We start from the raw sequence: 24898 nt of genomic DNA, 5'->3' as shown, positions 1-24898 counted from the left end.
AATCGGGGGCAACGAGTGAATTCGACGACCGGCAATGCAGTCGAGAGTGTCCAGAACAACGGTGCTTTCGAGAAAGCAGCGCGCGCAGGCCACTTCGTCAGCGGGCTGCTGCACATTCTCATCGGCTACATCGCAATCCGACTCGCGTTCGGACAGGGAGGCAATGCCGACCAGTCGGGCGCGCTGGCCGAGCTCGGTAGCAAACCCGGCGGTTCGATCGCGCTGTGGATCGCCGTCGTCGCCTTCGCGGCGCTCGCGCTGTGGAGGCTCGTCGAAGCGATCGTCGGCAAGAAGTCCGATTCCGGCGCGGGCAGCGCACTGGACCGTCTGAAGGCCGGATCGCTTGCCGTCGTCTACGTCGCGTTCGCATGGTCGACATTCGGCTTCGCCAAGGGATCGGGCAAGTCGAGCAGCGAGCAGAACGCGGGCATGACGGCCAAGCTGATGGAGAACGGCTTCGGCAAGTTCGTGCTCATCGTCGTCGGCCTCGTCATCATCGGCGTCGGCGGTTACCACGTCTACAAGGGCGTGTCGAAGAACTTCCTCGACGATCTTCAAGGGCATACCGGCAAGGCCGTTCAACGGCTCGGCATCGCCGGATACGCCGCAAAGGGAATCGCGCTGATCGGTGCAGGTGGCCTCGTGATCGTCGCGGTGTTCACCTCGGACCCGAGCAAGGCCACCGGAATAGACGGAGCGGTCAAGACCCTCGGTGAGCAACCGTTCGGGCAGGTCCTGCTCGTCCTCGCCGGCATCGGAATCGCGTTGTACGGGGTGTACGCCTTCGTGCTCGCCAGGTACGCCCGCATGTGAAGTCGGCGCGAATGGGCACGGTCCGGCTTTTGTGTGTTAATTTCAGTCACATTCACCCGCAACGGAGGTAGATGTGAGTAGGACTCTCGAAGCCAGCGTCGACATCGATGCGACCCCCGAGCAGGTGTGGCAGGTCGTCTCCGACCTCGAGCGCATGGGTCGGTGGAGTCCCCAGTGCGTGAAGATGAAGGTGTTCGGAGGCGAAGTCCGCAAGGGCACCACCACGCTCAACGTCAACCGCAAAGGCTTCCTCGTCTGGCCGACCACCGCGAAGGTCACCCGGTTCGAACCCAACAGGGAGATCGCTTTCCGGATCACCGAGAACCACACCACCTGGTCGTACACCCTGACGCCGACCGATGCGGGCACCACCGTCGTCGAACGACGTGAGGCACCGACGGGGACCACGGCGATCTCGGGTTTCCTCGTGAAGAACGTGCTCGGCGGAACCGACGAGTTCGATGTCGAGCTCGTCGACGGGATGAACCAGACCCTGCAGCGCATCAAATTGGAGAGCGAAACGCACTGAAGGTTTCGGACGCCCGATACACGGGAACCTATAGCTGTCAGTTCGAACGGCAGATAGAGGGGCGTACCACCATGTGGCAATTCATCGTGTACATCATCCTGGGCGGCCTGGCCGGCTGGATTGCAAGCAAGATCATGAAAACCGATGCGTCAATGGGCATCATCTTGAATATCGTTGTCGGCATCATCGGCGGACTGATTGGCGGATGGATCCTGCGACTGTTCAACTACAACACTGAGGGCTCGGGATCGATAGTCACGTTCCTGACGTGCCTGCTCGGAGCGGTCATCCTGCTGTTCATCGTCAAAGCAGTCACGGGTCGGTCCCGGGTCTGACCCACGGAGCACATTCTTTACTGCCGGGGCTTCTCACGTACTCTGTGAGGCCCCGGCAGTGGTCTGTTCACCGGGCCTCTTTCGTCGAAGATCATGAGGAGTGAAGTGGCACGCCGTCCCACCCCGATCGGTCAACCTCCCCGCACCGGCGCAGCACACTTCGTCGACCTCGTCCGGGAGACCGTTCCACCGCTGCATCCAGCGGGTCTGCCATTCGTCGCAGGTCCGCTCGCAGTCGCCGTACTCGGACGTAGGCACAAGTGGATCCGCCGCGCAGGCTTGACCGCTGCGGGTGCGTGCGCCGCATTCTTCCGCCATCCGAGCCGAGTCCCCCCGAACCGTCCCGGCGTCGTGGTCGCGCCGGCAGACGGACTGGTCACGCTCGTGGACACCGCGGTCCCTCCTGCCGAACTCGATCTCGGTACGACGCCGGTGCCACGGGTCAGCATTTTTCTGTCGGTGCTCGACGTCCATGTGCAGCGTGTACCGATCGGCGGTGAGGTGATCGCGGTCGTACATCGCAGCGGTCAGTTCAAGTCGGCCGATCTCGCCGAGGCCAGCGACGTGAACGAGCGCAACAGCATGCACATCCGTACCCCGTCCGGGCAGGACGTCGGCGTCGTGCAGATCGCCGGTCTGATCGCTCGCCGGATCGTCAACAACGCCACGGTCGGCGAGACCCTGACCATCGGCGACACCTACGGTCTGATCCGGTTCGGGTCACGCGTGGACACGTACTTCCCGGTCGGCACGACGCTGCTGGTCGAGCGTGGCCAGCGTGCCGTCGGAGCCGAGACAGTGCTCGCCGAGCTTCCGCAGTAAGGTAGCCGCCCGATGATCACCAGACGAGCCCGACCGCCTGCTGCCGTCCGTTTGTTGCCGTCGGTGGTGACGATTCTGGCGCTGTGCGCAGGCCTGTCGGCGGTGAAGTTCGCGCTCGACGGTGAGCTCGGAGTATCGCTGGCGATGATCGGTGCCGCCGCCATCCTCGACGCCTTGGACGGGCGCATCGCCAGGCTTCTCGATGCGACCAGCAAGATCGGCGCCGAGTTGGATTCGCTGGCCGACTCGATCTCGTTCGGCGTCGCTCCCGCCCTCGTGCTGTACGTGACGCTGCTCGAAGGCAGTAGCGGCGGATGGATCATCGTTCTGATCTATGCGGTGAGCATGGTGCTGCGTCTCGCGCGCTTCAACACCCTGCTCGACGACGACGACACTCCGACCTACGCGCGGGAGTACTTCACCGGCGTTCCTGCTCCGGCAGGTGCGCTCATCGTGTTGGCTCCGATCGCGGCGTTCGAAGAGTGGGGCGACGGCTGGTGGGCATCGTTCTACGTGGTCGTCGGGTGGACGTTGTTCACCGCCGCACTTGCTGTCAGTCGTGTTCCGACGCTGGCACTGAAGACGGTGTCGGTGCCGCCTCGCATGGCTGCCGCACTTCTGATCCTGGTCGCGCTCGCCGCCGCCGCACTCATCACCTATCCCCTGGTGCTGTTGATGGTCCTCGTCGCTGTGTACCTGGTGCACATACCGTTTGCGGTTCGCTCACAGCGGTGGGTTGCCGCCCGCCCGTACACGTGGGATGCCAAACCGTCCGAGCGCCGTGCGGAACGTCGCGCCATCCGCCGCAAACCGAACTCGAACCCGCGGTCGGCAGCGCGACTCGGTCTTCGCCGTCCTCGCCGCTGAGCAAAGGTACCGGGCAACGAAGCTACTCTGGGTGGCGTGAGCACGCCTGAACTCGTTTTGACTGCCCGCCTCAACACCTCCGCAGCCGACGCCAGACGCGGTGTCGTGCGCCTGCATCCAGAAGTGCTTGCCGCGCTGGGGATTCGCGAGTGGGATGCGATTGCCCTCATCGGTTCGCGCCGCACCGCCGCCGTCGTGGGCCGCGCGCCCGCGAACACCCCACAGGGGACCGCTCTCCTCGACGACGTGACGCTGTCGAACGCAGGTATCAAGGAAGACGGCTCGATCGCGGTCACGCCCGTCACGGTGTACGGCGCTCGCACGGTGACGGTCAGCGGTTCGGCGCTTGCGACTAACTCGATATCGGAGGCGACACTGCGCCAAGCGCTGCTCGGCAAGGTCCTGACCGTCGGCGACGCGGTCTCGCTGCTTCCCAGAGATCTCGGCCCCGGCACGAGCACAACGGCTGCCACGCAGGCCCTCTCACGAACATTCGGGGTCACGTGGACGACCGAACTTCTGACGGTGTCCTCGGCCGATCCGTCTGGCGATCCGGTGAGTGTTCAACCCAATTCGGCGGTGAGTTGGGGTGGCAGCGGGCCTGCTGTCCCCGCGATCACCAGGCACGCGACACCTCCGATTCCGGTCACCGAGTTGGTCGGGGTGCCGGTGCAGCAGGCGAAACTGTCGGAGTGGCTTCGCCTTGCGCTCGACGAATCGGAGTTGCTCGCTCGTCTCGGCGCCTCGCCTCATCTCGGCGTGCTGATCACCGGACCCGCGGGCGTCGGAAAGTCCACGCTCGCCCGAGCCGTCCTCGCCGGACGGACTGTCGCCGAGCTCGACGGGCCCTCGATCGGCGCGCTCGATGGAGCTGCGCGTGTCGACGCCGTCAGTACGGCCGTCGACTCCCTCATCGGTGGTAGTGGCGGCGGCGCTGGTGGTGTTCTTCTGATCACCGACGTCGACGCAGTGCTTCCCGCCACGACCGAACCCGCCTCGGCGCTCGTGCTCGATCAGCTTCGACGTGCGGTCGACACACCCGGCCTCGCTTTCGTGGCCACCACCGCGCATCCCGAGGCGACCGACACCAGGCTGCGGGCGCAGGACCTGTGCGACCGCGAACTGACTCTGTCTCTTCCCGATGCGGCCGGCCGGACCGCCCTGCTGGAGCATCTGCTCCGCGCGGCCCCGACCGAGGGACTCTCACTGAGCGAGATCGCTTCGAGAACACCGGGATTCGTCGTCGCCGACCTTGCAGCACTCGTGCGGGAGGCAGCACTGCGTGCGGCGTCACGAGCCAGTTCGACGAAGACCGATCCGCTGCTCACACAACCGGATCTGGTGGGCGCACTCGATGTCATCCGGCCACTGTCCCGCTCGGGGTCGGAGGAACTCGCGATCGGCAGCATCTCGCTCGACGACGTCGGGGACATGGTCGAAACCAAACAAGCACTGACCGAGGCGGTGCTGTGGCCACTGCGGCATCCGGACTCGTTCTCGCGCTTGGGCATCGAACCGCCACGCGGTGTACTCCTCTACGGTCCACCAGGATGCGGAAAGACGTTCCTCGTGCGCGCACTCGCAAGTTCCGGGCAGCTCAGCGTGCACGCCGTCAAAGGCGCCGAGCTGATGGACAAGTGGGTCGGTTCCTCGGAAAAGGCTGTGCGCGAACTGTTTCAACGAGCGCGCGACTCCGCTCCATCACTGATCTTCCTCGACGAGATCGACGCGTTGGCGCCGCGCCGTGGCCAGAGTTCCGACTCCGGGGTCGGCGATCGTGTCGTCGCAGCGCTGCTGACCGAACTCGACGGCGTCGAGCCGCTGCGTGACGTCGTCGTACTGGGGGCAACCAACCGACCCGATCTGATCGACCCAGCGCTGCTGCGCCCGGGCCGGCTCGAACGGCTGGTCTTCGTACCACCACCGGATGCGGAGGCGCGCAAGGACATTCTGCGCGCGTCGGGCAAATCGGTTCCGCTCGCAGACGACGTCGACCTCGACCTGCTCGCTGCCGATCTCGACGGTTATTCCGCCGCCGACTGTTCCGCGCTGTTACGTGAGGCGGCCCTGACGGCGATGCGCCGGTCCATGGACGCGACCGACGTCACCGCCGAGGACGTCGAGGCTGCCCGCAAGACGGTGCGCCCCTCGCTCGATGCCGAGCAAGTGGCGCACCTGGAGGCCTACAGCACGTCTCGCTGATTCACTTCCAGCGAGCGAGCACCTTGTTCGCTTCGGCCGCGAGAGCGATCTGGAACAGCGGACCGAAACTGATGCGGCCGACGCCGAGTGATGCGAAGTGCGACAGATCGCCGTCCGCCGGGTTGGCGATGGCGTTGATCGGCAACGGGAGCTCCTCTGCCAGACGCTTGTAGTCGGCGTCGTTGTGGAAACCGACCGGGTAGAGCGAGTCGGCACCGGCCGCGGCCGCGAGCTTCAGACGCGCGATGGCGCGGTCGACTCGGTCGCTCTCGTCGCCGACCTGCTTGACGAACAGGTCTGTGCGAGCGTTGATCACGACGTGAACGTCGGTCGCGTCGGATGCAGCGCGCAACGCACCGACGAAGTCCGCGTGCTCCTGCGCCTCACGCAGGCGTCCACCCTCGCTGTGCACGGTGTCCTCGATGTTGAGGCCGACGGCACCCGCAGCGAGCAACCCGTCGATGAGACGCTTCGGGTCCTCCCCGTAGCCGGATTCGATGTCCACCGACAGTGGCACGTCGACGGCCGCGCTGATCTGGGAAATACGCGCCAGAAGCTCGTCGAAGGTGATGCCCTCGTTGTCGGGCTTACCGATCGAGTCGGACACCGGATGGCTTCCGACGGTGAGGGCAACGAAGCCTGCATCGACGGCAAGCTTGGCGGACCAGGCATCCCATACCGTGGGTAGAACGACGGGGTTACCCGGCTTGTGGAGTTCGAGAAGGGTTGCTGCCTTCTGGGACAAGGTCGTCATTGAAACTCCTGAAACATCGAAGGTGAGAGAACGTACGTTCTCCTGCCAACACGGTACCGACGCGATTCATTCCGCTCAATCGATCAGATCGAGTTCCCGCATTCGATCGAAGACCATCAACGACCCGGGCGCCACGTCCGGCATCGCCGCGTATTCGTCCCGGGTGAAATATCGGATCTCGGCGATCTCACTGGTCGGCACCGGTTCCGACGCCAAATCGGCCAGGAAACAATGGATCTCGAGCGGGGTTCCCGACGGATGCCCCCACGCTTCACACGCGAACACACCCAGAAACTCGATGTCGGTGACGGCCGCGTCCAACTCCTCACGGATCTCCCGATGCAGCGCCTGCTCGGGCGTCTCACCGGGATCGATCTTGCCGCCAGCCATGTAGAACGCCGACTTCCCGGCAGATCTGGCCTGAATCATTCGTCGATCCTTCACGTACGCCAGACCCGCCGTCCTGATCATGTCACTCGTCACGCCCCGAATCTGCCACGCGTCTCGTGCGGGATCAACGGCGTGTCCGCACGTACCTTCAGTTGCTGCACACCCCACGTGTTGCCGTCGGGATCGGCGAAACCGAAGAACGTTCCGCCGTCGCGCTCGTCGAACACCGTGATCTCGCTCGCGTCGACGCCGCGGCCGAGCAGTTCCTCGCGAGCCGCGTACGCGTCGGCCACGACGAGCTGCAACCCCTTCAGTGATCCGGGTGTCATCTCCTGCTGCGACGGCAGCGTGCCGATGACGATCGAGCATCCCGAACCCCGTGGCGTCAGCTGCGCGACCGTCATGTGCTCGTTGACGGTGTGGTGATCGAGCTCGAACCCGATCCTGTCACGGTAGAACTCGATGGACCTGTCGATGTCCGACACGGGTACCACCACGACTTCGAGAGTCCAGTCCATCTCACTCAGCCCTTCACGATGACATCGAGCCGCTCGTATCCCTCGGTGACGCCCTTCTCCATGCCGCTCTGAGCCATGCCGTCACGAGCGTCCACGGATGGGTAGGTGCTGTGGATGTCGAGTCGGGTCCGGCCGTCGCCGAGGTCGACGAACGTCAACGATTCGACACTGACGACATCGGGATATCCCTCGAATTCGAAGGTCTGGATCGCGAACTCGTTCTCACGCACGACGTGGAAGACACCGTTGAACGCGAACTGCGACCCCTCCGGGTTGGTGTGCACGTATCGATAGCCGCCGCCGGTGCTGAAGTCGTAGCGCTCGATCTCCATGTCGTACCCATTGGGGCCGAGCCACTGCTTGATCAGCTCCGGTTCCTTGTGTGCACGGAACACTGCCTCGACGGGGGCGTCGAACTCGCGCGAGATGGTGATGAACGGGACACCTTCGGGCACGGTGATGGTGACGGAATTACTCATCGTTCTCCTCCTTCAGTGTGGTCAGCAGTGCGTCGAGCTTCCTGAACTGCTGTTCGTGGATGATGCGGTACTTGTCTATCCAGGCAGTGAGTTCCTCGAGCCTCGCCGAGTCGAGATGGACCGGGCGACGTTGCGCGTCACGTGATCGGGTCACCAGTCCTGCTTCCTCCAGGACGTGTATGTGCCTGGAGACGGCCTGTTTGCTGATGTCGAACGGTTCTGCCAGATCGTTGACGGTCCGTGGGCCGCGGCTGAGGCTGGCGACGATGGCGCGTCGAACCGGATCGGCAAGGGCCATGAACGCCCCGTCGAGCCGATCGGCATCGGCATCGGCATCTGCGTCGTCCGATGCCATAATCAACCAACTCCTTTATCAATCGATCTGTTGATTAGACTAGAACGCCCCACCGCCTCGGTCAAGAGCCGCGTCCAATTTGTACCGAATGGCAGGGCTGCGACCTCGCAAAGTAGGATGAGAAGAACTTGTACTCGCCGGCCGAGCAACGGCTCGTGAGCATATTTTTCGATTGTTCGACTACTCGACGCCGCCCAACGACCACCGCGAGACCCCGCAGCGGGTGACGCGACCCGAGACGACGGAGTTCTTTTTTGCTCGCTATCTTGCTGGCGCACACGGTTGCAGCCGTGTTCGCTCCCTTGCTGGTCCGCTGGTGGGGCCGAAATGCTTTCTTTCCGCTTGCGCTGGTACCGCTCGTCAGCCTCGTCTGGGTCGTGGCGAACTGGAATACCGAGCAGTCGCTGAGCATCGAGTGGGTTCCGGGCCTGTCGATGAACATCGACATGCGCTTCGATTCCCTCGCCGCGATCATGTCCCTGCTGGTGCTCGGCATCGGCGCGTTGATCCTGGTCTACTGCGGCCGATACTTCGAGGACGACGAACCACGCCTCGGGCTCTTCGCCGCCGAGATGGTCGCCTTCTCCGGAGCCATGTTCGGCCTCATCACCAGCGACAACATGTTGGTGCTGTACATCTTCTGGGAAATCACCACGGTTCTGTCGTTCCTGCTCGTCGGCCACTACGCCGAGCGCGCATCCTCACGTCGCGCCGCCACGCAGGCGTTGCTCGTCACCACCGCGGGTGGATTGGCGATGCTCGTGGGCATCATCATCCTGGGGCAGGTCGCCGGCAGCTACAACCTGTCCGACGTCATCGCCGACGCCCCGTCCGGCTGGCTGCCCGGTGTCGCCGTCGTCCTCATTCTCATCGGAGCACTGTCGAAGTCGGCGATCGTCCCGATGCACTTCTGGTTGCCCGGCGCGATGGCCGCACCGACACCGGTCAGCGGCTACCTGCACGCCGCCGCGATGGTGAAAGCAGGCATCTACCTCGTCGCCCGGATGGCGCCCGGTTTCGCGGACTCGGGACCGTGGCGTGCGACGATCATCTCGCTCGGATTGCTGTCGATGATCCTCGCCGGCTGGCGAGCACTACGTGCGTTCGACCTGAAGTTGATCCTCGCGTTCGGAACCGTCAGCCAGTTGGGTTTCCTGATGGTGCTCGTCGGGATAGGCACCGAGAAGGCCATGCTGGCTGGACTGACCATGGTCATCGCGCACGCGATGTTCAAGGCGACACTGTTCATGGTGGTCGGCGTCATCGATCACACGACGGGCACGCGCGACATCCGTAAGCTCGCTCACCTCGGCAAGAAAGTGCCGATACTCGGCGGCATCGCTGCACTCGCCGCAGCGAGCATGGCCGGTCTACCGCCGTTCCTCGGATTCGTCGGCAAGGAAGCCGCACTGTCCGCGGTGATCGGAACCCCGGCACTGAACCCCGTCGTCGCTGCGCTCGTCACCACCGGGTTGGTCGTCGGCTCGATCCTGACGGTGACCTACAGCATCCGGTTCGTGTGGGGCGCCTTCGGCCGCAAGCAACTCAAGCGCCCGAGTCCGGCGGTCAAGAACATGCATGCCCCGACCGCTCTGTTCATGGCAGCGCCCGCGTTCCTCGCCGTTCTCGGACTCGTGGCCGGCATCTTCTCCCCCGTCGTCGACACCATCGTCAGCCCGTACGCGCGGACGGTCGACGACTACGGCCAGGCGTCGTATCACCTGTCGCTGTGGCACGGCTTCAACCTGCCGCTCGGTCTCACCGTCGTCGTGGTGACCGGTGGTGTCGCGCTGTTCATCGCGCACCGCATGGTCAATCGACTCAAATTCGAACACCCGCCGCTCGGCAACGCCGACCGCGTGTACGACGCCGTCCTCAAGGGCATGGACACCATCTCCATCCGGTTGACCGGCACGACGCAGCGAGGATCTCTGCCGCTCACCCAGGGCACGATCCTTCTGACGCTCGTGCTGCTGCCGACGGTGGTGCTCGCGGTCGGCGCCGAGCCCGACCTCGACTTCGTGCTGTTCGACACCCCGCTGCAACTGGTCGTCTCGCTCATCATGATCACCGGCGCTCTCGGCGCGACGGTCATGCGCAACCGCCTCGCCAGCGTCATTCTCGTCGGCCTGACCGGGTACGGCTGCGGTGTCATCTTCGCAGTACACGGTGCTCCCGATCTTGCGTTGACGCAGTTCCTCGTCGAGACACTCACCCTCGTCGTGTTCGTGCTGGTGCTGCGCAAGTTGCCCGCCGAGGTCGACGACCGAGGCTCCGCGGGATCGCGGATCCCTCGCGCAGTGCTGGCCGTTGCCGTCGGAGCAACAGTGACCACTCTGGGAGCCTTCGCGATGAATGCGCGCAACACGGCGCCCATCTCGCTGCAGCTCCCCGATGCCGCCTACCTCCTCGGCGACGGCAAGAACATCGTCAACGTCCTGCTCGTCGACATCCGTGCGTGGGACACCCTCGGCGAGATCTCGGTGCTGCTGGTCGCGGCCACCGGCGTCGCGAGCCTGGTGTTCCGCAACCGTCGCTTCGGCAGCGCACCGCGTGTGTCCGACGCCCCGGCCAGCAGTTCGGACGGCGGCGTCGGTTCGGATACGACGTGGCTGCTCGGCGGAGACCTGATCGACCCGCGGCATCGTTCGCTGGTCCTCGAGGTGACGACACGTCTGATCTTCCCGACGATCATGGTGTTGTCGGTCTACTTCTTCTTCTCCGGTCACAACGCCCCCGGCGGCGGATTCGCCGGTGGCCTCACAGCCGGACTCGCCCTGGTGCTCCGGTACCTGGCCGGTGGCCGCTACGAACTCGGCGAGGCCGTCCCGATCGACGCAGGCAAGATCCTCGGCCTCGGTCTGATCCTCGCGGCCGGCACCGCGATCTCGTCGTTGTTCCTCGGCGCACCTGCGCTGTCCTCAGCGACGCTGGAGTTGACGTTGCCCGTGCTCGGCGACATCAAGATCGTCACCGCGCTGTTCTTCGACCTCGGTGTGTACCTCATCGTCGTCGGTCTCGTACTCGACGTTCTCCGAAGCCTCGGCGCCCGTCTCGACGCACAGGTGGAAATGCAGAGCCAGGTGAACGCCCGATGACCGCGAATCTCGGAATGCTGATCGTGGTGGGCATCCTCGTCGCATCCGGTGTCTACCTGCTGCTGGAACGGTCGATCACCAAGATGCTGCTCGGGCTGCTGCTGTTCGGCAACGGCGTCAACATCCTGATACTCACCGTCGGTGGACCCGCAGGTAACCCGCCGATCGTCGGGCGCACTACCTCGATTCACGACGCCATGGCCGATCCTCTCGCGCAGGCGATGATCCTGACAGCGATCGTCATCACGATGGGCATCGCGGCGTTCGTGCTCGCGCTCGCCTATCGCTCGTTCACGCTCAACACCAAGGACGACGTCGAGAACGACCCGGAGGACACGAAGGTCTCCAAGCGTCGCTCGATGGCCGACGCACCGGACCGCGACCGTTCGGACGACCCGGTCACCGGCGAGCCGAGCTTCAGCGGCGACGCGTTCGACTCACGAGGAAACCCGATCCCGATCGAGGAATTGAAGAACATCGAAGATCTCGAATGCTACGAGGACCTGCACGAGGGCGATTTCGACGATGACGACGAACCCGACATGAAAGGCCTCGACGGTATCGACAGCGCCGAAGAGGACAGCGCCGAAGAGGACAAGACATCGATGAAGGGAGACAACGTATGACGGTCTCCTCGGGCGCAATCGACGTCCTCACTCCACTTCCCGTCCTGATACCTCTGTTCGCCGCGGCATTGACGCTCGTCGCCGGGCGTCGGCCTCGCGCACAACGATTCATCACGGTCGTCGCGCTGACCGCGGTGGTCGCGGTGTCCGGGATGTTGCTGTTCCTGGCCGATCGCGACGGCACACACGCACTGCAGGTGGGTGGCTGGGATTCGCCGATCGGTATCTCGCTCGTCGTCGACCGTTTGTCGGCGATGATGCTGGTGGTCAGCACCATCGTGTTGCTCGCCGTCATGGTGTATTCCATCGGTCAGGGCATCCGCGACGGCAACGAGAACCAGCCGGTATCGATCTTCCTTCCCACCTATCTGGCGCTGACTGCGGGCATCTGCAACGCCTTTCTCGCCGGTGACCTGTTCAACCTGTACGTCGGATTCGAAGTTCTGCTCGCGGCGTCGTTCGTGTTGCTGACGCTCGGCGCCAGTGCCGATCGGGTACGTGCAGGCGTCTCCTACGTGATGGTGTCGATGGTGTCCTCGCTGATCTTCCTGATCGGCATCGCCCTCGTCTACGCCGCCACCGGCACGCTCAACCTCGCACACATGGCCACGCGCCTGGACGACATTCCGACGGGCACCCGGACGGCGATCTTCGCCGTGCTGCTCGTGGCGTTCGGCATCAAGGCCGCGGTGTTCCCACTGTCGACGTGGCTCCCCGACTCCTACCCCACCGCGCCTGCGCCCGTCACCGCGGTGTTCGCCGGTTTGCTGACCAAGGTCGGTGTGTACGCGATCATCCGCGCGCATTCACTGCTGTTCCCCGACGGCAGCCTGGACAACGTCCTGATGGTGTGTGGCCTGCTGACGATGCTCGTCGGCATCTTCGGCTCGATCGCCCAGAGCGACATCAAACGTCTGCTGTCGTTCACCCTGGTCAGCCACATCGGTTACATGATCTTCGGCGTCGCACTGTCGACGCAATCGGGGCTCTCGGGCGCTATCTACTACGTGGCCCACCACATCATCGTGCAGACCACACTGTTCCTCGTCGTGGGTCTGATCGAGCGGCAAGCAGGATCGTCCTCGCTACGACGGCTCGGTGGCCTCGCGGCAGCGAGTCCGGTGCTCGCGATCGTGTTCCTCGTTCCCGCGCTGAACCTCGGTGGCATTCCGCCGTTCTCGGGTTTCATCGGCAAGGTCGCACTGCTGCAGGCAGGTAGTGCACAGGGCAGCGTGCTGGCATGGATCCTCGTCGCGGGCGGCACGGTGACCAGTCTCCTGACGCTCTACGTGGTGGCGCGCGTGTGGACCAAGGCGTTCTGGCGTGCACGCGCGGATGCGCCCGAGGGCGACCTGGCAGACAACAGCCCGTCCGCTCTTCTCGACGATTCGTCCGACATCGCGTTCGGTGACCGCGAGGACGTCGGACGGATGCCTGCGTTCATGCTCATCCCGACGGTCGGGTTGGTGATCGTCGGTCTTGCTCTGACGGTCTTCGCGGGCAGAATCATCGACATCAGCGATCGTGCTGCTGCCGATCTGCGCGACAGGTCGGTGTACATCGACGCGGTCCGCGGGGCCGAGTTCGTGGGCGATAAGACGATGGAGCAGGTTGCCGGAGAAGAGGCGGGCAAATGAAATATCTGAACCGCTTTCTGCTGCTTCGTCTGTGGACGCTGGGATGGCTCACCGCGGTGTGGGTGTTGTTGTGGGGCAATGTGAGCCCCGCCAACGTCCTCGGCGGAATTGCCGTCGGCACAGGAATCATGGTCCTGCTTCCGCTTCCGAAGGTCCCCGTCGAGGGACGTATTCATTTCTTCTCGTTGCTGAAGCTCATCGGGGTATTCCTCTACTACGCAGCCGAATCCAGTGTCAGCGTCGCGTGGCTCGCGGTACGTCCGCAGGCACCGCCGGTTACCGGGGTTCTGCGGTGCAGGATTGCGATCAAATCCGATCTGGTGCTCACCTTGTGCGTCGATGCGCTCAATCTGATTCCAGGGACGATGGTGCTCGAGATCGATCAGACCCGCCGTCTCGTCTACGTGCACGTGCTCGACATGGGCAGCCAGAAAGCCGTCGACGCGTTCTATCGGTCGGTTCGTCGGCTCGAGAAACTGTTCATCGCCGCGTTCGAGCGTGACAGCGACTGGAAACCGAGTCCGCTGCACTTCCAGGAGTACGAGCGGTATCACGGTGTACTCGGCGACGACGTCGCTACCCCGCACGAGGGCCGTGACGACAAGAAGATCGACGACGAGAGAAAGGGGAACTGGAAGTGACGATCGTCCTCTCGATCGCAGGCATTCTTCTGGTGGCCGCAGCCGTCATCACGACATTCCGGTTGCTCGACGGCCCGAGCACACTCGATCGTCTCGTCGCGATGGACACCATCCTCGCGGTGTCGATGTGTGGATTGGCGGTGTGGTCGGTCTACAGCCTCGACACCACGATCGTTCCGTCGATCGTCGCACTGTCTCTGGTGAGCTTCGTCGGATCCGTCAGCGTCGCACGATTCCGGGTGAGGGACGAATGAACACTGTTCTCGAAGTGATCGCGGCGATCTTCATACTGCTGGGCGCGGTGCTCGCATTCACCGCCGCAGTAGGGATCGTCCGGTTCCCGGACACGCTCTCGCGTATGCACGCAGCGACCAAGCCGCAGGTGGTCGGACTCGTTCTGGTACTCACCGGTGCTGTCATCGAACTACGCGGAAATGTCGACATCTGGATGCTCGTGCTCGTCGGGGTGTTCACTCTCGTCACGGCACCCGTCATCGCACACACCGTCGGACGTGTCGCCTACCGTGAACAGCGTGGTCGCGACGGACTGCTGATCGTCAACGAGATGGAGCCGGACGAGTCGGAGTGACCTGTCCACCCCACGTGGCCATCGCGGTGCCCGGCGCAGCGAAGAAGGTTGCGTAGAACATCGCGACCACCGAACCCATGAGTATCAGGATCAGCGGACCGAACAGTTCCGGATAGGTCCCGAACGGCACGGCGAGGTAGCGGTAGCTCAGCAGCAGGAACGCCATGACCGTCGAGCCGTACGCAACCAGACGAATCCGGGCTGCGTCCCAACCCCGCTCGGGGTCACGCAGAGTCGACTCGAGTGTCAGGCACAGAACAACGCCCGCAACCAGGTCGACGCCGTAGTGGTACCCGAAGCCGAGCGTGGCGGCCACTGTGCACACCAACCATGCTGTCCCGCCGAGACGCAGCCACCACGGACCGCGACGCGAATGAATGAACAGGCTCAACGCCCATGCCGTGTGCAGACTCGGCATGCAGTTACGCGGGGTCACGGCGTCGAAGTCGATTCCCGACGGCGACAGATCGAACGGCACGTGCGTCGGCCAGAAGTTCCCGACCTGAAACCCTTGGCCGTCCGGCCCGAATGCGAACATCGGCCCGACGACCGGAAACAGAATGTAGAAGATGGGCCCGACCAGACCGATCAGCAGGAACGTGCGGACCAGATAGTGCGTCGGCCACGCTCGTCCCGTCGTGAGCCCTCGGAGTTGGTAGATCGCGATGGCGATCGCCGCCACCGGGAGTTGAATGTAGACCCAGTGCAGGACCGCGGGCACGATCGGACCGAGCGCGGCGAGTCCGGAGCCGACGATCCAGGAGGGATTGCCGAGAGCATGATCGGCGACCTGTGCGTATTCGTCGAGAACGGACGGGCGGACGAGGGTCGTGATGTGCAGCCATGCGTCGCCTGCCTTGGTGGCGAGAATGAGCAGGGCGCCGAGGCACACCGCCTTCAGGCCGCCGGCGTCGCGCAGGTAGAGGGTGTAGGCACCGAGCCCCACCAGCACGATGATCGCGCCGTTACCGATCGAGAAGGAGTGTCCGGCTTCGAGTCGGATCAGCGCACAGACAACATCGATCACGACGGCAGCGGACAACGCCACCACTCGTACACGGGCGTTGACTCCCACCAACGCCAGTGCAAGTCCGCCCCACGGAATCGCCATGGATTTCGGGGTGCCGAAGAAGTCGTTCCACAGACTCGGCAGTGGACCGGGAAATCCCTTGTACGAGGCCACCATCTGCAGCGAGCCGAGAAAGAGCGCGACGACCGCTGCACCGATGCCGAAGCTCGTCAGAGTTCTGGGTTTTTCGGCTTCCTCACGCGACGACCGTTCATCCCACTGCAGCACGCCGTTCATAGTAAACGGAAAGTGAACGAACGATTACATCGACAAGGTCATGCCCGAAGGTCGGATACCAAGGATTCGACGACCGCGCGAAGATCCCCGCCCGTGTCGGCCGCGACACGTCGCTGACGCTGGTACGACGCCCCGCGGCGCGGAATGTCGGCCACCGAGGCGAGTTCGTCGGCGCACCCGAGCCGAACGGCCGTCGGCATCAGCTTCTCGAGCAGATCGAACAGGTCGTCGGTGACCAGGCGCTCGTTGCTGTCGGAGTCGAGGATGATCTCTGCGTCGAGACCGTAGCGCGCGGCGCGCCACTTGTTTTCCTGAACGTGCCACGGCGGCATGCTCGGAAGGCTCTCGCCTGCTTCCAGACGGTCGTCGAGATTCACGATGAGGCAATGCGTCAGTGCAACGAGCGCTGCCAGCTCGCGTTTGGTGGATGCGCCGTCGCACACGCGAACCTCGATGGTCCCCCACTTGGGTGCTGGACGAATGTCCCAGTGCATTCCGCCCAACTGCTCGATGACACCCGTCTTCATCTGGTCGCGCACGAAACCTTCGAACTGGGCCCAGTCCTCGAACTGGAACGGCAATCCGGCCGTCGGCAACTGCTGGAACATCAAGGCCCGGTTGCTGGCGTATCCGGTGTCCGAGCCCGCCCAGATCGGCGACGACGCCGACAACGCCAACAGGTGCGGGTACTGCAGCAGCAGCGAGTTGAGAATGGGAAAGACCTTGTCCGGGGACGAGACTCCCACATGGACGTGCACACCCCAGATCAACATCTGCCGTCCCCACCACTGAGTACGCGCGATCAGCTCGTCGTAGCTCGGGGATCTGGTCAGAACCTGGGTGGACCACTCGGCGAAAGGATGCGTGCCTGCCGAGAACAGGTCGATACCGAGCGGATCCGCAGCTCGGCGAACCAGATCGAGCGATTCACCGAGATCGTCCATGGCCTCGCCGACGTTCTCGCAGACACCGGTGACCAATTCGACGGTGTTACGCAGCAGTTCTTTCGTCACGCGCGGAGGCTGCGCGCCCGACAACTCGGTGACGCCGTCCATGACGTCGGCAGCCGAGTTGACGAGATCGAGAGATTCCTTGTCCACCAACGCGATCTCCCACTCGACGCCCAGCGTCGGGCGCGGGGAACTCTCGAAGTGAATTCGCGGAACGTCCACCTACTGCAATACCGCGCATGCGACGCGACTACCGGCGTCGCCGGTCATCAGAGTGGTCGTGTCGGGTACCGCGGCACCGTCGGGAAGCGTGTAGCGGGTCGGGATGTTGGCGAAGTTGTCCGGTCCCGAGTGCACGACGACGGCACGTCCGCCGTCGGCGCGCAGGTCGTCGAGGGTGACGGCGTCGGTCGTCGTGACAAGACTTGCCGTCCCGTCCTCCTTCACCTGCAGCGACGTCAGATCCCCGCTCGCCGGGTGCTCGGTGCGTCCGTCGACCTGAAGGTGACCACCTGCGGACAGGAAGTCTCCCGGCTCACCGCCGGTCGGGGCGACGGAATTGGCCTCGCACTTGCCGACCGAATGAATGTGCAGACCGTGGAATCCTGGCGTCAGGCCCTCTGCCTCGACGGTGACGACCAGGTGATCGCCCTCCTCGACGAAGGAGACCGTTCCGACGGACGTTCCCGCTGCGTTCTCGAACTCGGCCTCGACAGTGCCCTCGGGCGCATCGGCTGCCACGCCGTGTCCGCTCGGATCTTCCTTGCCGGTCCACACGGGAGGCGTCGTGCCGGCCACGTCGGACGGCGTCTCGGGTGCCGTGCACGCAACCAGACCGAAGGCCGCCAGCGCTATCACCGGAGTCGCGAGGCGCCAGGACCGGATCGCTGTTCGGGCTGAACTGGTCGGTGCCATGGGAAATGCTCCTTCTGAGGCTTGTGCGTAAGTTGCGTCGATCATAACTATGCCCGGTAGTACCAGCGCGTCACAGGGCTGCGGACGAGAAACTCACTCGGTGACCATGACGATCACGCCGTCCCCGAACTCGGACAACGTGGCGGGCCGCGACTCCGCGGTGGCACCGATCTGCTGGGCGATCTCACGCGCCGCCGCCTGCGCGCCCGAAGCCGATCCGAAGTACACCGTCGTCGACGGGACCTGGCTTGCGCTGTAGTTGCCCGTCTCCGTTATCGTCCAACCCTCGCTCGTGAGGGTCGCCGCGGTGTCGGCGGCAAGTCCCGACACGTTGCTGTTGTTGAGCACACGCACGTCGACATCCCCGGCGGCGCCCGACGTCGTAGGCGCAGCGGAACTGGGTGCGGACGTCGCGGCACTCGCCGGTGGCGGTGCCTGCGCGGCAGTCGACGATGCCGGAGCGGCCTCGACCTCGCTCGTCGTCTGCTCGGACGCTGCATCGTCGGTGTCGTCCGAACCGGTCAAAGACAGTGCACCGATCGCCGCGAACAAGATCGCAAGCGAGATCAAGACCATTGCCAGAGCGCGGAGCGGAGGGCCGGACGATTCCGGATTTGGACTGCTCACAGTCGAAGACACTAGTTGATCGGCGCCGGGCTCCTAGACCTCGAAGCCGAGCCTGCGAGCCGCCCGTGCCTTCTGCCTGCTGGCCCGCAACCTGCGAAGGCGTTTGACCAGCATCGGATCTGCCGCCAAGGATTCGGGCCTATCCACGAGCGCATTGAGAACTTGGTAGTAGCGAGTAGCCGACATGGAGAAGAGTTCCTTGATCGCCTCTTCCTTCGCGCCTGCGTACTTCCACCACTGACGTTCGAAGGACAGGATGTCGTGCTCACGACGAGTCAGGCCGTCGGCCCCGACCTCGTTGACGTTCTCGGAACTCCCCGACTGCTGAGACTGGTTCGAGTCACGCGCTGCTGCGCCGTCCATCTCACTCCTCGACTTCTCGGACCCGCGTTGGCGGGTCCCACTCTTTTGCCTTGCTGGCGCCGTACTGTGCTTTCCGCCTGTATGCCTGAATGTCGCTCAGCCGGCCCCCCTCGACCCCGATTCGACGCACCCGCAGGCGGGCAGGTTCGACGCGAATTACACACGTGTTCTTCGATCCCCATTCAACCATGGTGAGCACGGCTTCCGAGCGGCTCGCGGTGGTTGCGGCGAGTCGCGTCGGTCACCGAGTGTCGAGGCCGTACGCAGCCGCCACTATTCTCGAGGCCATGGCAATTCTTCCGATCCGGATCGTCGGCGACCCGGTGCTGCACACCCCGACCGAACCCGTCACACAATCGCCCGCCGAGATCGCAGACCTTATCGCGGATATGTACGAAACACTCGACGTGGCGAACGGCGTAGGACTCGCCGCCAATCAGGTCGGCGTGTCGCTTCGCCTGTTCGTCTACGACTGCCCGGCCCAGGGACCCGACGGAAAGATCGTCCGCCGCACGGGCGTCGTCGTCAACCCCGTACTCGAGACGTCGGCCATCCCCGAGACGATGCCCGATCCCGAGGACGACGACGAGGGCTGCCTCTCCGTACCCGGCGAGCAGTATCCGACGGGCCGTGCCGACTGGGCGCGTGTGACCGGAACCGACGCCGACGGAGAACCCGTCGACATCGAGGGCACGGGCTTCTTCGCGCGCATGCTTCAACACGAGGTCGGGCACCTCGACGGATTTCTGTACGTCGACGTGCTGATCGGCCGCAACGCCAGAGCAGCCAAGAAGGCCATCAAACGTGCAGGCTGGGGCACACCCGGCCTGTCCTGGATCCCCGGAACCGTCGAGGATCCGTTCGGCCACGAGGTCGACTAGATCGTGAGCATCGCCGTCGGAACTCGCGTCACGATGCGCTACCGGCTACCACCCGGTCACTCGCATCCGATGACAGACGTGATCGGGGAGCTGATCGAGAGCGGCGATTCGGTCGTCGCCGTGCGAGCGACCGACGGCCGCGTCGTGCGGGTGTATCCGGATCGGGTCGTCGCGCTCAAAGCGTTGGGTCCGCGGCCGATCCGGACGTCCGAGATCAGAGCACTCGAACGCGCCGCCGTCGATGGCTGGCCGGGTATCGAACTCGCGGAGATCGACGGTTGGCTACTGCGCGCCGGACACGGCTTCACGGGCCGAGCCAATTCAGCGGTACCGGTGGCCCCGCATGCATCCGAAGCATCTCTGGCTGCCGTCGCCGAGTGGTTGGACGCGCGGGGCCTGCCTGCAGTACTTCTGCTGCCGGATCGGCTGGGCTCGGTACCTCCTGGTTGGGTGACGCGCGACGAAACCCTCGTGATGGCCGCCGACATCGCACGCCTGGAATTGCCTGCCGAGTCGGTGTCGGTGATCTCCGATGCCCCCGACGAGGACTGGCTCGGGCTCTATCGCTACCGCGGCCGCTCAGTGCCCGACGACGCCGTGGAGGTCATCTCCTCGGTGCGCGACGGTGTACTCGGATTCGCTCGGATCGGCAGCTCGGCGTCGGAGATTCTCGCGATCGGCCGCGGCGCGGTGACGTCGTCGCCGGACGGTCGACGCTGGGTCGGCCTGACCGCGATCGAGGTGTCACAGGCCCACCGCCGCAACGGACTCGGGACACGAGTCTGCGGAGAACTCGTCGCGTGGGGCCGTGAGCAGGGCGCGAGCCACGCGTACCTGCAGGTGTCGGCGACGAACACCGGAGCCATCGAGATGTATCGGGGTCTCGGATTCCTCGAGCACCATCGCTATCGGTACGCGGAGCCTGTCGGAGCACTCGAGTAAGGTGATCGCCGTGCGATTGGCTACCTGGAATGTGAACTCCGTCCGCTCTCGTCAGGATCGGATCGTCGACTGGCTCGGCCGGTCCGACGTCGATGTGCTGGCGATGCAGGAGACGAAGTGCAAGGACGCACAGTTTCCGTACGAGCGGTTCACCGAGATCGGCTACGAGGTCGCCCACGTCGGGTTGAGTCAGTGGAACGGCGTGGCCATAGCCTCACGCATCGGTCTGGAGGACGTGCAGATCGGCTTCGAGGACCAGCCGGGCTTCAGCAAGGACCCCGAGGTCGAGGCCGTCAGCGAGGCTCGGGCCATCGGGGCGACGTGCGGTGGCGTCAGAGTGTGGAGCCTGTACGTCCCCAACGGCCGCGAGCTCGCCGACCCGCATTACACCTACAAGCTCGAGTGGTTGGCCAAGCTACGCGCCGACGCACAGGCATGGGTCTCGTCCGATCCGCAAGCCCAGATCGCACTCGTCGGCGACTGGAACATCGCGCCGACCGACGACGACGTCTGGGATCCCGCACTGTTCGAGGGCAAGACGCACACATCCCAGCCCGAGCGCGATGCGTTCGAATCGTTCACCGAGGCTGGCTTCACCGAGGTGACCCGTCAGTTCACACCCGAGCCGCGCACCTTCACGTACTGGGATTACACGCAGCTCCGATTCCCGAAGAAGCAGGGCCTGCGCATCGACATGGCGCTGGCGTCACCGGCACTCGCCGCTCGCGTCACGGGCGCGTCGATCGACCGCGACGAGCGTAAGGGCAAGGGCGCCAGCGATCACGCTCCCGTCGTCGTCGAGATTTCCTGACGGGTTCTGCCCGGCTGCAGCGCCAGTGCGACGGCTCCGACGAGAATGAGCAGTCCGTGCGCGATCCGCAGCCACGGCGGAGCGAAGAACTGCGGCAGGAACAGCACGAATCCCGCCGCGAACAGAGCCGACTGCCAGCTGCCGACCCTTCTGGCGAACAACACTGCCCCGGCCGCGACAAGAATCAATCCGGCGCCGAACATCACTATTTGGGTCGGTCCGAAACGAATGGGATCGGCCAGATCGATCAGCGAGTAGTTTCCGGTGCTCTGCGCTTCGGATCCCAGTGCGTTGAGTGCGAACGTCTCGGCGCCGTAGTACGGCAACACCAACGCAGCTCCGAGCCCCAGCACTACCGCCGCGAACTCGTCTGCCTTCCTGACCGCCACTACGAGGGCCACGAACCCGAACATCGCACACACATGGGCCACCACCCACAACGGTGACGCGAACGCGTCTGCGCCTGCGACCCCTGTCTCGACCGAATACGGCCGCAGCGCCGCGTAGAGCACGAACAGAATTCCTGTGATCACGAACATGGTCCACCCTCCACGTACGGAGAGCGGCGCTCTCCTGTGTGAGCAGTATTCACCAATGCAGCGGTCAACCGCAAGAGCAGTGCTCTCCCCCGCCCCGCCCCACCCCGCCCCCACCCCACACCCCTCACGCAAACGCACATGCATTTGCGCGCAACGGGAGGGCGCGGGAGTGCCAACCAGGGAAAACCCACACCCCTCACGCAAACGCACGTGCATTTGCGTGAAACGAGGAGGGCGGGAGAAACGGGGAGGGTGGGCGATCAGTCGGCGACGAGGTCGAGAAACTCAGGGTTTCTCGCGAGGTAACGGCGCACGTAGGTGCAGATGGGAACGATCCGCCATTCACGATCGCGCGCGGTGTTCAACGCGCCCCGGACCAATACGCCGGCCCATCCGCGGTCGCCGTATTCCTCTTTGACGACCGTGTGCATGAAGGCGATGGCCCCGTCGTCGGCGTCGCGATATCCGAGGATGCCGACAAGCTCGTCGCCGAGAAAGAGGTCGAACCGGCTGTGTGCGCAGTTGTCCTCGATGTGCACCGAAGAGGTGATGTCCACCTGCGACAGGGGCTCTGTACGAATGTGATCCATGTCACCATAAGAGCAGCCGAGCTGCCGTCACGTCGATGGAACGGCAGAGTCGGATAGCAATTCGACGCAGCCCCGAGCTGCAATCGTTACTTGTCCAGAGGAACGACGACGTCGGAGTACTCGGGGTTCGCGGCGAGGAAGCGCTGAACGTACGTACAGACCGGCTTCACCTTCCACCCGTACGACCGCGCGCTGTCGAGAGCTCGCCGAACGAGGATCGCCGCGAGTCCTTGATGACCGAAGTCTTCGGTGACGACGGTGTGCATGAACGAGACGACATGCGTCCGTGAACCACGTTTGGTTTGACCTTCGAACTCGTAGAAGCCGACGATTCCAACCAGATCGCCGTTGAGTCTCAACTCGAAGCGGTTCTGGTCTTTGTTGATGGAGACATCAGCACTGGGACTACTGGCAAGCATCCGTCACCTCCTTTACCGAAATACCCGATGGAGTGAATCCACCGTGACTTACATGTGACCTACACCACTATTAAACAGTGGGGCGGGGTAGTTGTCACCCGTTTGTAGCAACAAACCTTCGGTTCCGTAGGTCCACAACCCCGGTGCGCCACAAAGACTGGTACCCCTCATAGTCGAACCCCACCCCTGTTGTGATGCAACAACATTCACACCGGTGCCCGCATCTGTCGCGGGGTGCTCCACCTCAGCCGGTACTGTCACCTTTCGTGAAGTTCCTACCGCTGACACCCAACGGGTCGACCCCTGTCCGTGCGCTCACCATCGCCGGAACCGACTCGGGAGGAGGCGCTGGAATCCAAGCCGACAGTCGAACGATGGCCATGTGCGGCGTCCACGCGTGTGTCGCCGTCGCTGCCGTCACCGTGCAGAACACTGTCGGCGTGAGCGGCTTCCACGAGATTCCACCGTCCGTCGTCGCCGACCAGATCAAGACCGTGGTCGGCGACATCGGCATCGGTGCGGCGAAGACGGGCATGCTGGCGTCGACGGCCATCATCGAGGCGGTGACGGCCGCGTGTACCGAGGTCGGGATAGGCAGGAACGGCTCGATCCCGCTCGTCGTCGACCCGGTGTGCGCGTCGATGCACGGCGATCCCCTCCTGCACGAGGAAGCGCTCGACGCGATCCGCACCACACTGTTTCCGATCGCCACGATCGTCACCCCGAACCTCGACGAGGTGAAGCTGATCACCGGCATCGACGTCGTCGACGACGCATCGGCCCGCCGGGCTGCCGAGGCGCTGCATGCCCTCGGTGCCCAGTACTCACTCGTCAAGGGCGGCCACCTGCGCACGTCCGAGAAGAGCACCGACATCCTGTTCGACGGTGACACCTTCCAGGAGTTCAGCAGCCCACGCATCGACACCGGAAACGATCATGGCGGCGGGGACACGCTCGCCGCGGCCATGGCCAGTGCCCTCGCCAACGGCTACTCCGTTCCCGACGCCGTTGCGTTCGCGAAGGAATGGGTGACCCGGTGCCTGGCCGCGTCGTACGACCTGGGCGCCGGACACGGCCCTGTGTCACCGCTGTGGAGACTCCACGAGCCGCAGGATACGTAGATCCTCGGGGACCCCGTTGAGCTTCGGGGCGAAGAAGCCCCTTCGATACGGCCGTGCGGACAGACCGATTTCCTCGAGAGTGCCGGGCGGCATTCGCTCCAGCGAGGATTGCGAGATCATCAGATTGCCGTTTCCGCCGGTCTCCATGACCCGGGCGGCGACGGTGACATCGACGCCGAGCCAGTCCGAACCGATCTGCCTCGGGCTTCCGGTGTGTATTCCGACGCGCATCCTCGGTGTGTAGCCGTCGATGTCCACCTCCGCCAGCGCGACGCGCGCCGCCCGGACGGCGCGCAGAGCATTCTCCGGCCGATGGAAGACGGCCATCACGCCGTCGCCGAGACGCTTGACCACGTGCCCGCCGTGGACGTCGATGCCGGGTTCGACCGCTCGCGACACCCGCCGAAGGAGCGTCAGCGTGTCTGCGTCGCCTGCGAGAAGCGACCACGTCGAGAAGCCGACGAGGTCGGTGAAGACGATGGTGACATCGCGTTCACCGCGGCCGCGGCCGGTGCTTTCGAGCACCGCCTGCCACAGTTGCAGTGCTCCGAGACCGATCTCGCGTGATGCGCCCGACTCGTCGTCGAGGAACCGATCGGCGACGCGAGCGACTGCGAGAGCAGAGCCGGGACCTGCCATCGACAAGGGATCACCGAACGACGGATCACCCGGTAGCACTCGCCGAACCTTGCGCACGGCAGCGACGAATGCGGGGCTTCGGTTCACACTCCGCACCCAATCGATCGCCGACGTCACGTACGAGTTCACGGATTCAAGGG

30 protein-coding genes are annotated in these 24898 nt (G+C 64.4%); 16 read left to right on the top strand and 14 right to left on the bottom strand.

The annotated features are described in order from the left end of the window. The first annotated feature begins 15 nt into the window (after positions 1-15). The 6 genes from RY1_RS13150 to RY1_RS13130 all read left to right on the top strand — a co-directional run bounded on the left by RY1_RS13150 (position 16) and on the right by RY1_RS13130 (position 5568). Positions 16-813 carry a DUF1206 domain-containing protein gene (locus tag RY1_RS13150; protein WP_072804000.1) on the top strand — a complete coding sequence of 266 codons (798 nt, stop codon included), beginning with the start codon at positions 16-18 and terminating at the stop codon, positions 811-813. Positions 814-886: 73 nt separating this feature from the next. Beyond that, positions 887-1342 carry an SRPBCC family protein gene (locus tag RY1_RS13145; protein WP_072803999.1) on the top strand — a complete coding sequence of 152 codons (456 nt, stop codon included), beginning with the start codon at positions 887-889 and terminating at the stop codon, positions 1340-1342. A gap of 71 nt (positions 1343-1413) precedes the next feature. Then, the gene (locus RY1_RS13140) at positions 1414-1677 is read left to right on the top strand and encodes a GlsB/YeaQ/YmgE family stress response membrane protein (protein ID WP_072803998.1); all 264 of its coding nucleotides are present in this window, start codon (positions 1414-1416) and stop codon (positions 1675-1677) included. A gap of 105 nt (positions 1678-1782) precedes the next feature. Then, the gene (locus tag RY1_RS30305) at positions 1783-2499 is read left to right on the top strand and encodes a phosphatidylserine decarboxylase (protein WP_174565373.1); all 717 of its coding nucleotides are present in this window, start codon (positions 1783-1785) and stop codon (positions 2497-2499) included. A 12-nt stretch (positions 2500-2511) separates the two neighbouring features. Then, a complete protein-coding gene (locus RY1_RS30300; RefSeq protein ID WP_174565372.1) occupies positions 2512-3366 on the top strand; it encodes a CDP-alcohol phosphatidyltransferase family protein in 855 nt (284 codons plus the stop codon). Between the two features lie 36 nt (positions 3367-3402). Continuing rightward, complete coding sequence (locus RY1_RS13130) at positions 3403-5568, top strand: AAA family ATPase (protein WP_072803997.1); 2166 nt, start codon at positions 3403-3405, stop codon at positions 5566-5568. A gap of 1 nt (position 5569) precedes the next feature. Here RY1_RS13130 and RY1_RS13125 read toward each other — a convergent pair whose 3' ends face one another. The 5 genes from RY1_RS13125 to RY1_RS13105 form a co-directional block, all read right to left on the bottom strand. Beyond that, positions 5570-6322 (bottom strand): isocitrate lyase/PEP mutase family protein, encoded by a 753-nt coding sequence (locus RY1_RS13125; RefSeq protein ID WP_072803996.1) that lies wholly within the window; start codon positions 6320-6322, stop codon positions 5570-5572. A 75-nt stretch (positions 6323-6397) separates the two neighbouring features. Beyond that, complete coding sequence (locus RY1_RS13120) at positions 6398-6751, bottom strand: NUDIX hydrolase (RefSeq protein ID WP_072804051.1); 354 nt, start codon at positions 6749-6751, stop codon at positions 6398-6400. A gap of 50 nt (positions 6752-6801) precedes the next feature. After that, positions 6802-7230: a VOC family protein gene (locus RY1_RS13115; RefSeq protein ID WP_072803995.1), complete on the bottom strand. Its 429-nt coding sequence runs from the start codon at positions 7228-7230 to the stop codon at positions 6802-6804. A gap of 5 nt (positions 7231-7235) precedes the next feature. After that, positions 7236-7709: an SRPBCC family protein gene (locus RY1_RS13110; protein WP_072803994.1), complete on the bottom strand. Its 474-nt coding sequence runs from the start codon at positions 7707-7709 to the stop codon at positions 7236-7238. Then, on the bottom strand, positions 7702-8064 hold the full coding sequence (locus RY1_RS13105; RefSeq protein WP_072803993.1) for an ArsR/SmtB family transcription factor: 363 nt from the start codon (positions 8062-8064) through the stop codon (positions 7702-7704). Before RY1_RS13105 ends, RY1_RS13110 begins: the two co-directional genes overlap by 8 nt. Positions 8065-8318: 254 nt before the next feature. On the opposite strand from RY1_RS13105, the gene RY1_RS13100 reads away from it, so the two are divergent. From RY1_RS13100 to mnhG, 6 genes are read left to right on the top strand one after another with little or no spacing between them, the layout of a single operon-like run. After that, the gene (locus RY1_RS13100; protein WP_072803992.1) at positions 8319-11162 is read left to right on the top strand and encodes a Na+/H+ antiporter subunit A; all 2844 of its coding nucleotides are present in this window, start codon (positions 8319-8321) and stop codon (positions 11160-11162) included. Beyond that, on the top strand, positions 11159-11788 hold the full coding sequence (locus tag RY1_RS13095) for a Na(+)/H(+) antiporter subunit C (protein ID WP_072803991.1): 630 nt from the start codon (positions 11159-11161) through the stop codon (positions 11786-11788). The genes RY1_RS13100 and RY1_RS13095 overlap by 4 nt, the downstream gene beginning before the upstream one ends. Next, positions 11785-13425, top strand: a complete 1641-nt coding sequence (locus tag RY1_RS13090) for a Na+/H+ antiporter subunit D (RefSeq protein WP_072803990.1) — start codon at positions 11785-11787, stop codon at positions 13423-13425. Before RY1_RS13095 ends, RY1_RS13090 begins: the two co-directional genes overlap by 4 nt. A 5-nt stretch (positions 13426-13430) precedes the next feature. Beyond that, entirely contained in the window at positions 13431-14066 is a 636-nt protein-coding gene (locus RY1_RS13085) for a Na+/H+ antiporter subunit E (RefSeq protein ID WP_174565378.1), read from the top strand. Continuing rightward, positions 14063-14320 carry a monovalent cation/H+ antiporter complex subunit F gene (locus RY1_RS13080; RefSeq protein WP_072803988.1) on the top strand — a complete coding sequence of 86 codons (258 nt, stop codon included), beginning with the start codon at positions 14063-14065 and terminating at the stop codon, positions 14318-14320. The genes RY1_RS13085 and RY1_RS13080 overlap by 4 nt, the downstream gene beginning before the upstream one ends. Continuing rightward, on the top strand, positions 14317-14655 hold the full coding sequence (gene mnhG / locus RY1_RS13075) for a monovalent cation/H(+) antiporter subunit G (protein WP_072803987.1): 339 nt from the start codon (positions 14317-14319) through the stop codon (positions 14653-14655). Before RY1_RS13080 ends, mnhG begins: the two co-directional genes overlap by 4 nt. Here mnhG and RY1_RS13070 read toward each other — a convergent pair. The 5 genes from RY1_RS13070 to napA all read right to left on the bottom strand — a co-directional run bounded on the left by RY1_RS13070 (position 14624) and on the right by napA (position 18816). Continuing rightward, a complete protein-coding gene (locus RY1_RS13070; protein ID WP_084727385.1) occupies positions 14624-15961 on the bottom strand; it encodes a phosphatase PAP2 family protein in 1338 nt (445 codons plus the stop codon). The genes mnhG and RY1_RS13070 overlap by 32 nt on opposite strands. Before the next feature lie 38 nt (positions 15962-15999). Then, positions 16000-17133: a glutamate--cysteine ligase gene (locus RY1_RS13065; RefSeq protein WP_072803986.1), complete on the bottom strand. Its 1134-nt coding sequence runs from the start codon at positions 17131-17133 to the stop codon at positions 16000-16002. After that, a complete protein-coding gene (gene sodC / locus RY1_RS13060; protein ID WP_245819637.1) occupies positions 17134-17826 on the bottom strand; it encodes a superoxide dismutase[Cu-Zn] in 693 nt (230 codons plus the stop codon). It abuts the gene before it with no gap. 93 nt (positions 17827-17919) lie between these two features. Beyond that, the gene (locus tag RY1_RS13055; protein WP_174565371.1) at positions 17920-18453 is read right to left on the bottom strand and encodes a LytR C-terminal domain-containing protein; all 534 of its coding nucleotides are present in this window, start codon (positions 18451-18453) and stop codon (positions 17920-17922) included. 33 nt (positions 18454-18486) lie between these two features. Further along, complete coding sequence (napA, locus tag RY1_RS13050; protein WP_072803983.1) at positions 18487-18816, bottom strand: nucleoid-associated protein NapA; 330 nt, start codon at positions 18814-18816, stop codon at positions 18487-18489. 287 nt (positions 18817-19103) lie between these two features. Here napA and RY1_RS13045 point away from each other — a divergent pair, with 287 nt between their 5' ends. The 3 genes from RY1_RS13045 to RY1_RS13035 are packed head-to-tail and all read left to right on the top strand — an operon-like array spanning position 19104 to position 21450. Continuing rightward, the gene (locus RY1_RS13045) at positions 19104-19697 is read left to right on the top strand and encodes a peptide deformylase (protein WP_072804049.1); all 594 of its coding nucleotides are present in this window, start codon (positions 19104-19106) and stop codon (positions 19695-19697) included. Between the two features lie 3 nt (positions 19698-19700). Continuing rightward, positions 19701-20639 (top strand): N-acetylglutamate synthase, CG3035 family, encoded by a 939-nt coding sequence (locus tag RY1_RS13040; RefSeq protein ID WP_442972251.1) that lies wholly within the window; start codon positions 19701-19703, stop codon positions 20637-20639. Between the two features lie 10 nt (positions 20640-20649). Then, the gene (locus tag RY1_RS13035; protein ID WP_072804047.1) at positions 20650-21450 is read left to right on the top strand and encodes an exodeoxyribonuclease III; all 801 of its coding nucleotides are present in this window, start codon (positions 20650-20652) and stop codon (positions 21448-21450) included. Here RY1_RS13035 and RY1_RS13030 read toward each other — a convergent pair. The 3 genes from RY1_RS13030 to RY1_RS13020 form a co-directional block, all read right to left on the bottom strand. Further along, positions 21420-21989 (bottom strand): hypothetical protein, encoded by a 570-nt coding sequence (locus RY1_RS13030; protein ID WP_072803982.1) that lies wholly within the window; start codon positions 21987-21989, stop codon positions 21420-21422. The two genes, RY1_RS13035 and RY1_RS13030, sit on opposite strands and share 31 nt — an antisense overlap. Before the next feature lie 260 nt (positions 21990-22249). Further along, a complete protein-coding gene (locus tag RY1_RS13025; protein WP_072803981.1) occupies positions 22250-22579 on the bottom strand; it encodes a GNAT family N-acetyltransferase in 330 nt (109 codons plus the stop codon). An 86-nt stretch (positions 22580-22665) separates the two neighbouring features. Then, positions 22666-22998 (bottom strand): GNAT family N-acetyltransferase, encoded by a 333-nt coding sequence (locus RY1_RS13020; protein WP_072803980.1) that lies wholly within the window; start codon positions 22996-22998, stop codon positions 22666-22668. Positions 22999-23264: 266 nt separating this feature from the next. On the opposite strand from RY1_RS13020, the gene thiD reads away from it, so the two are divergent. Next, the gene (gene thiD, locus RY1_RS13015; protein WP_072803979.1) at positions 23265-24119 is read left to right on the top strand and encodes a bifunctional hydroxymethylpyrimidine kinase/phosphomethylpyrimidine kinase; all 855 of its coding nucleotides are present in this window, start codon (positions 23265-23267) and stop codon (positions 24117-24119) included. On the opposite strand, the gene RY1_RS13010 is transcribed toward thiD, so the two are convergent. Next, positions 24081-24887 (bottom strand): adenylate/guanylate cyclase domain-containing protein, encoded by an 807-nt coding sequence (locus tag RY1_RS13010; protein ID WP_072803978.1) that lies wholly within the window; start codon positions 24885-24887, stop codon positions 24081-24083. The two genes, thiD and RY1_RS13010, sit on opposite strands and share 39 nt — an antisense overlap. Positions 24888-24898 lie beyond the last annotated feature (11 nt).

This window comes from Rhodococcus yunnanensis NBRC 103083 (assembly GCF_001895005.1).
Lineage (GTDB): Bacteria > Actinomycetota > Actinomycetes > Mycobacteriales > Mycobacteriaceae > Rhodococcoides > Rhodococcoides yunnanense.
Note: the sequence above shows the minus strand (reverse complement) of the source record. Positions and strands in the feature narration are given on the sequence as shown.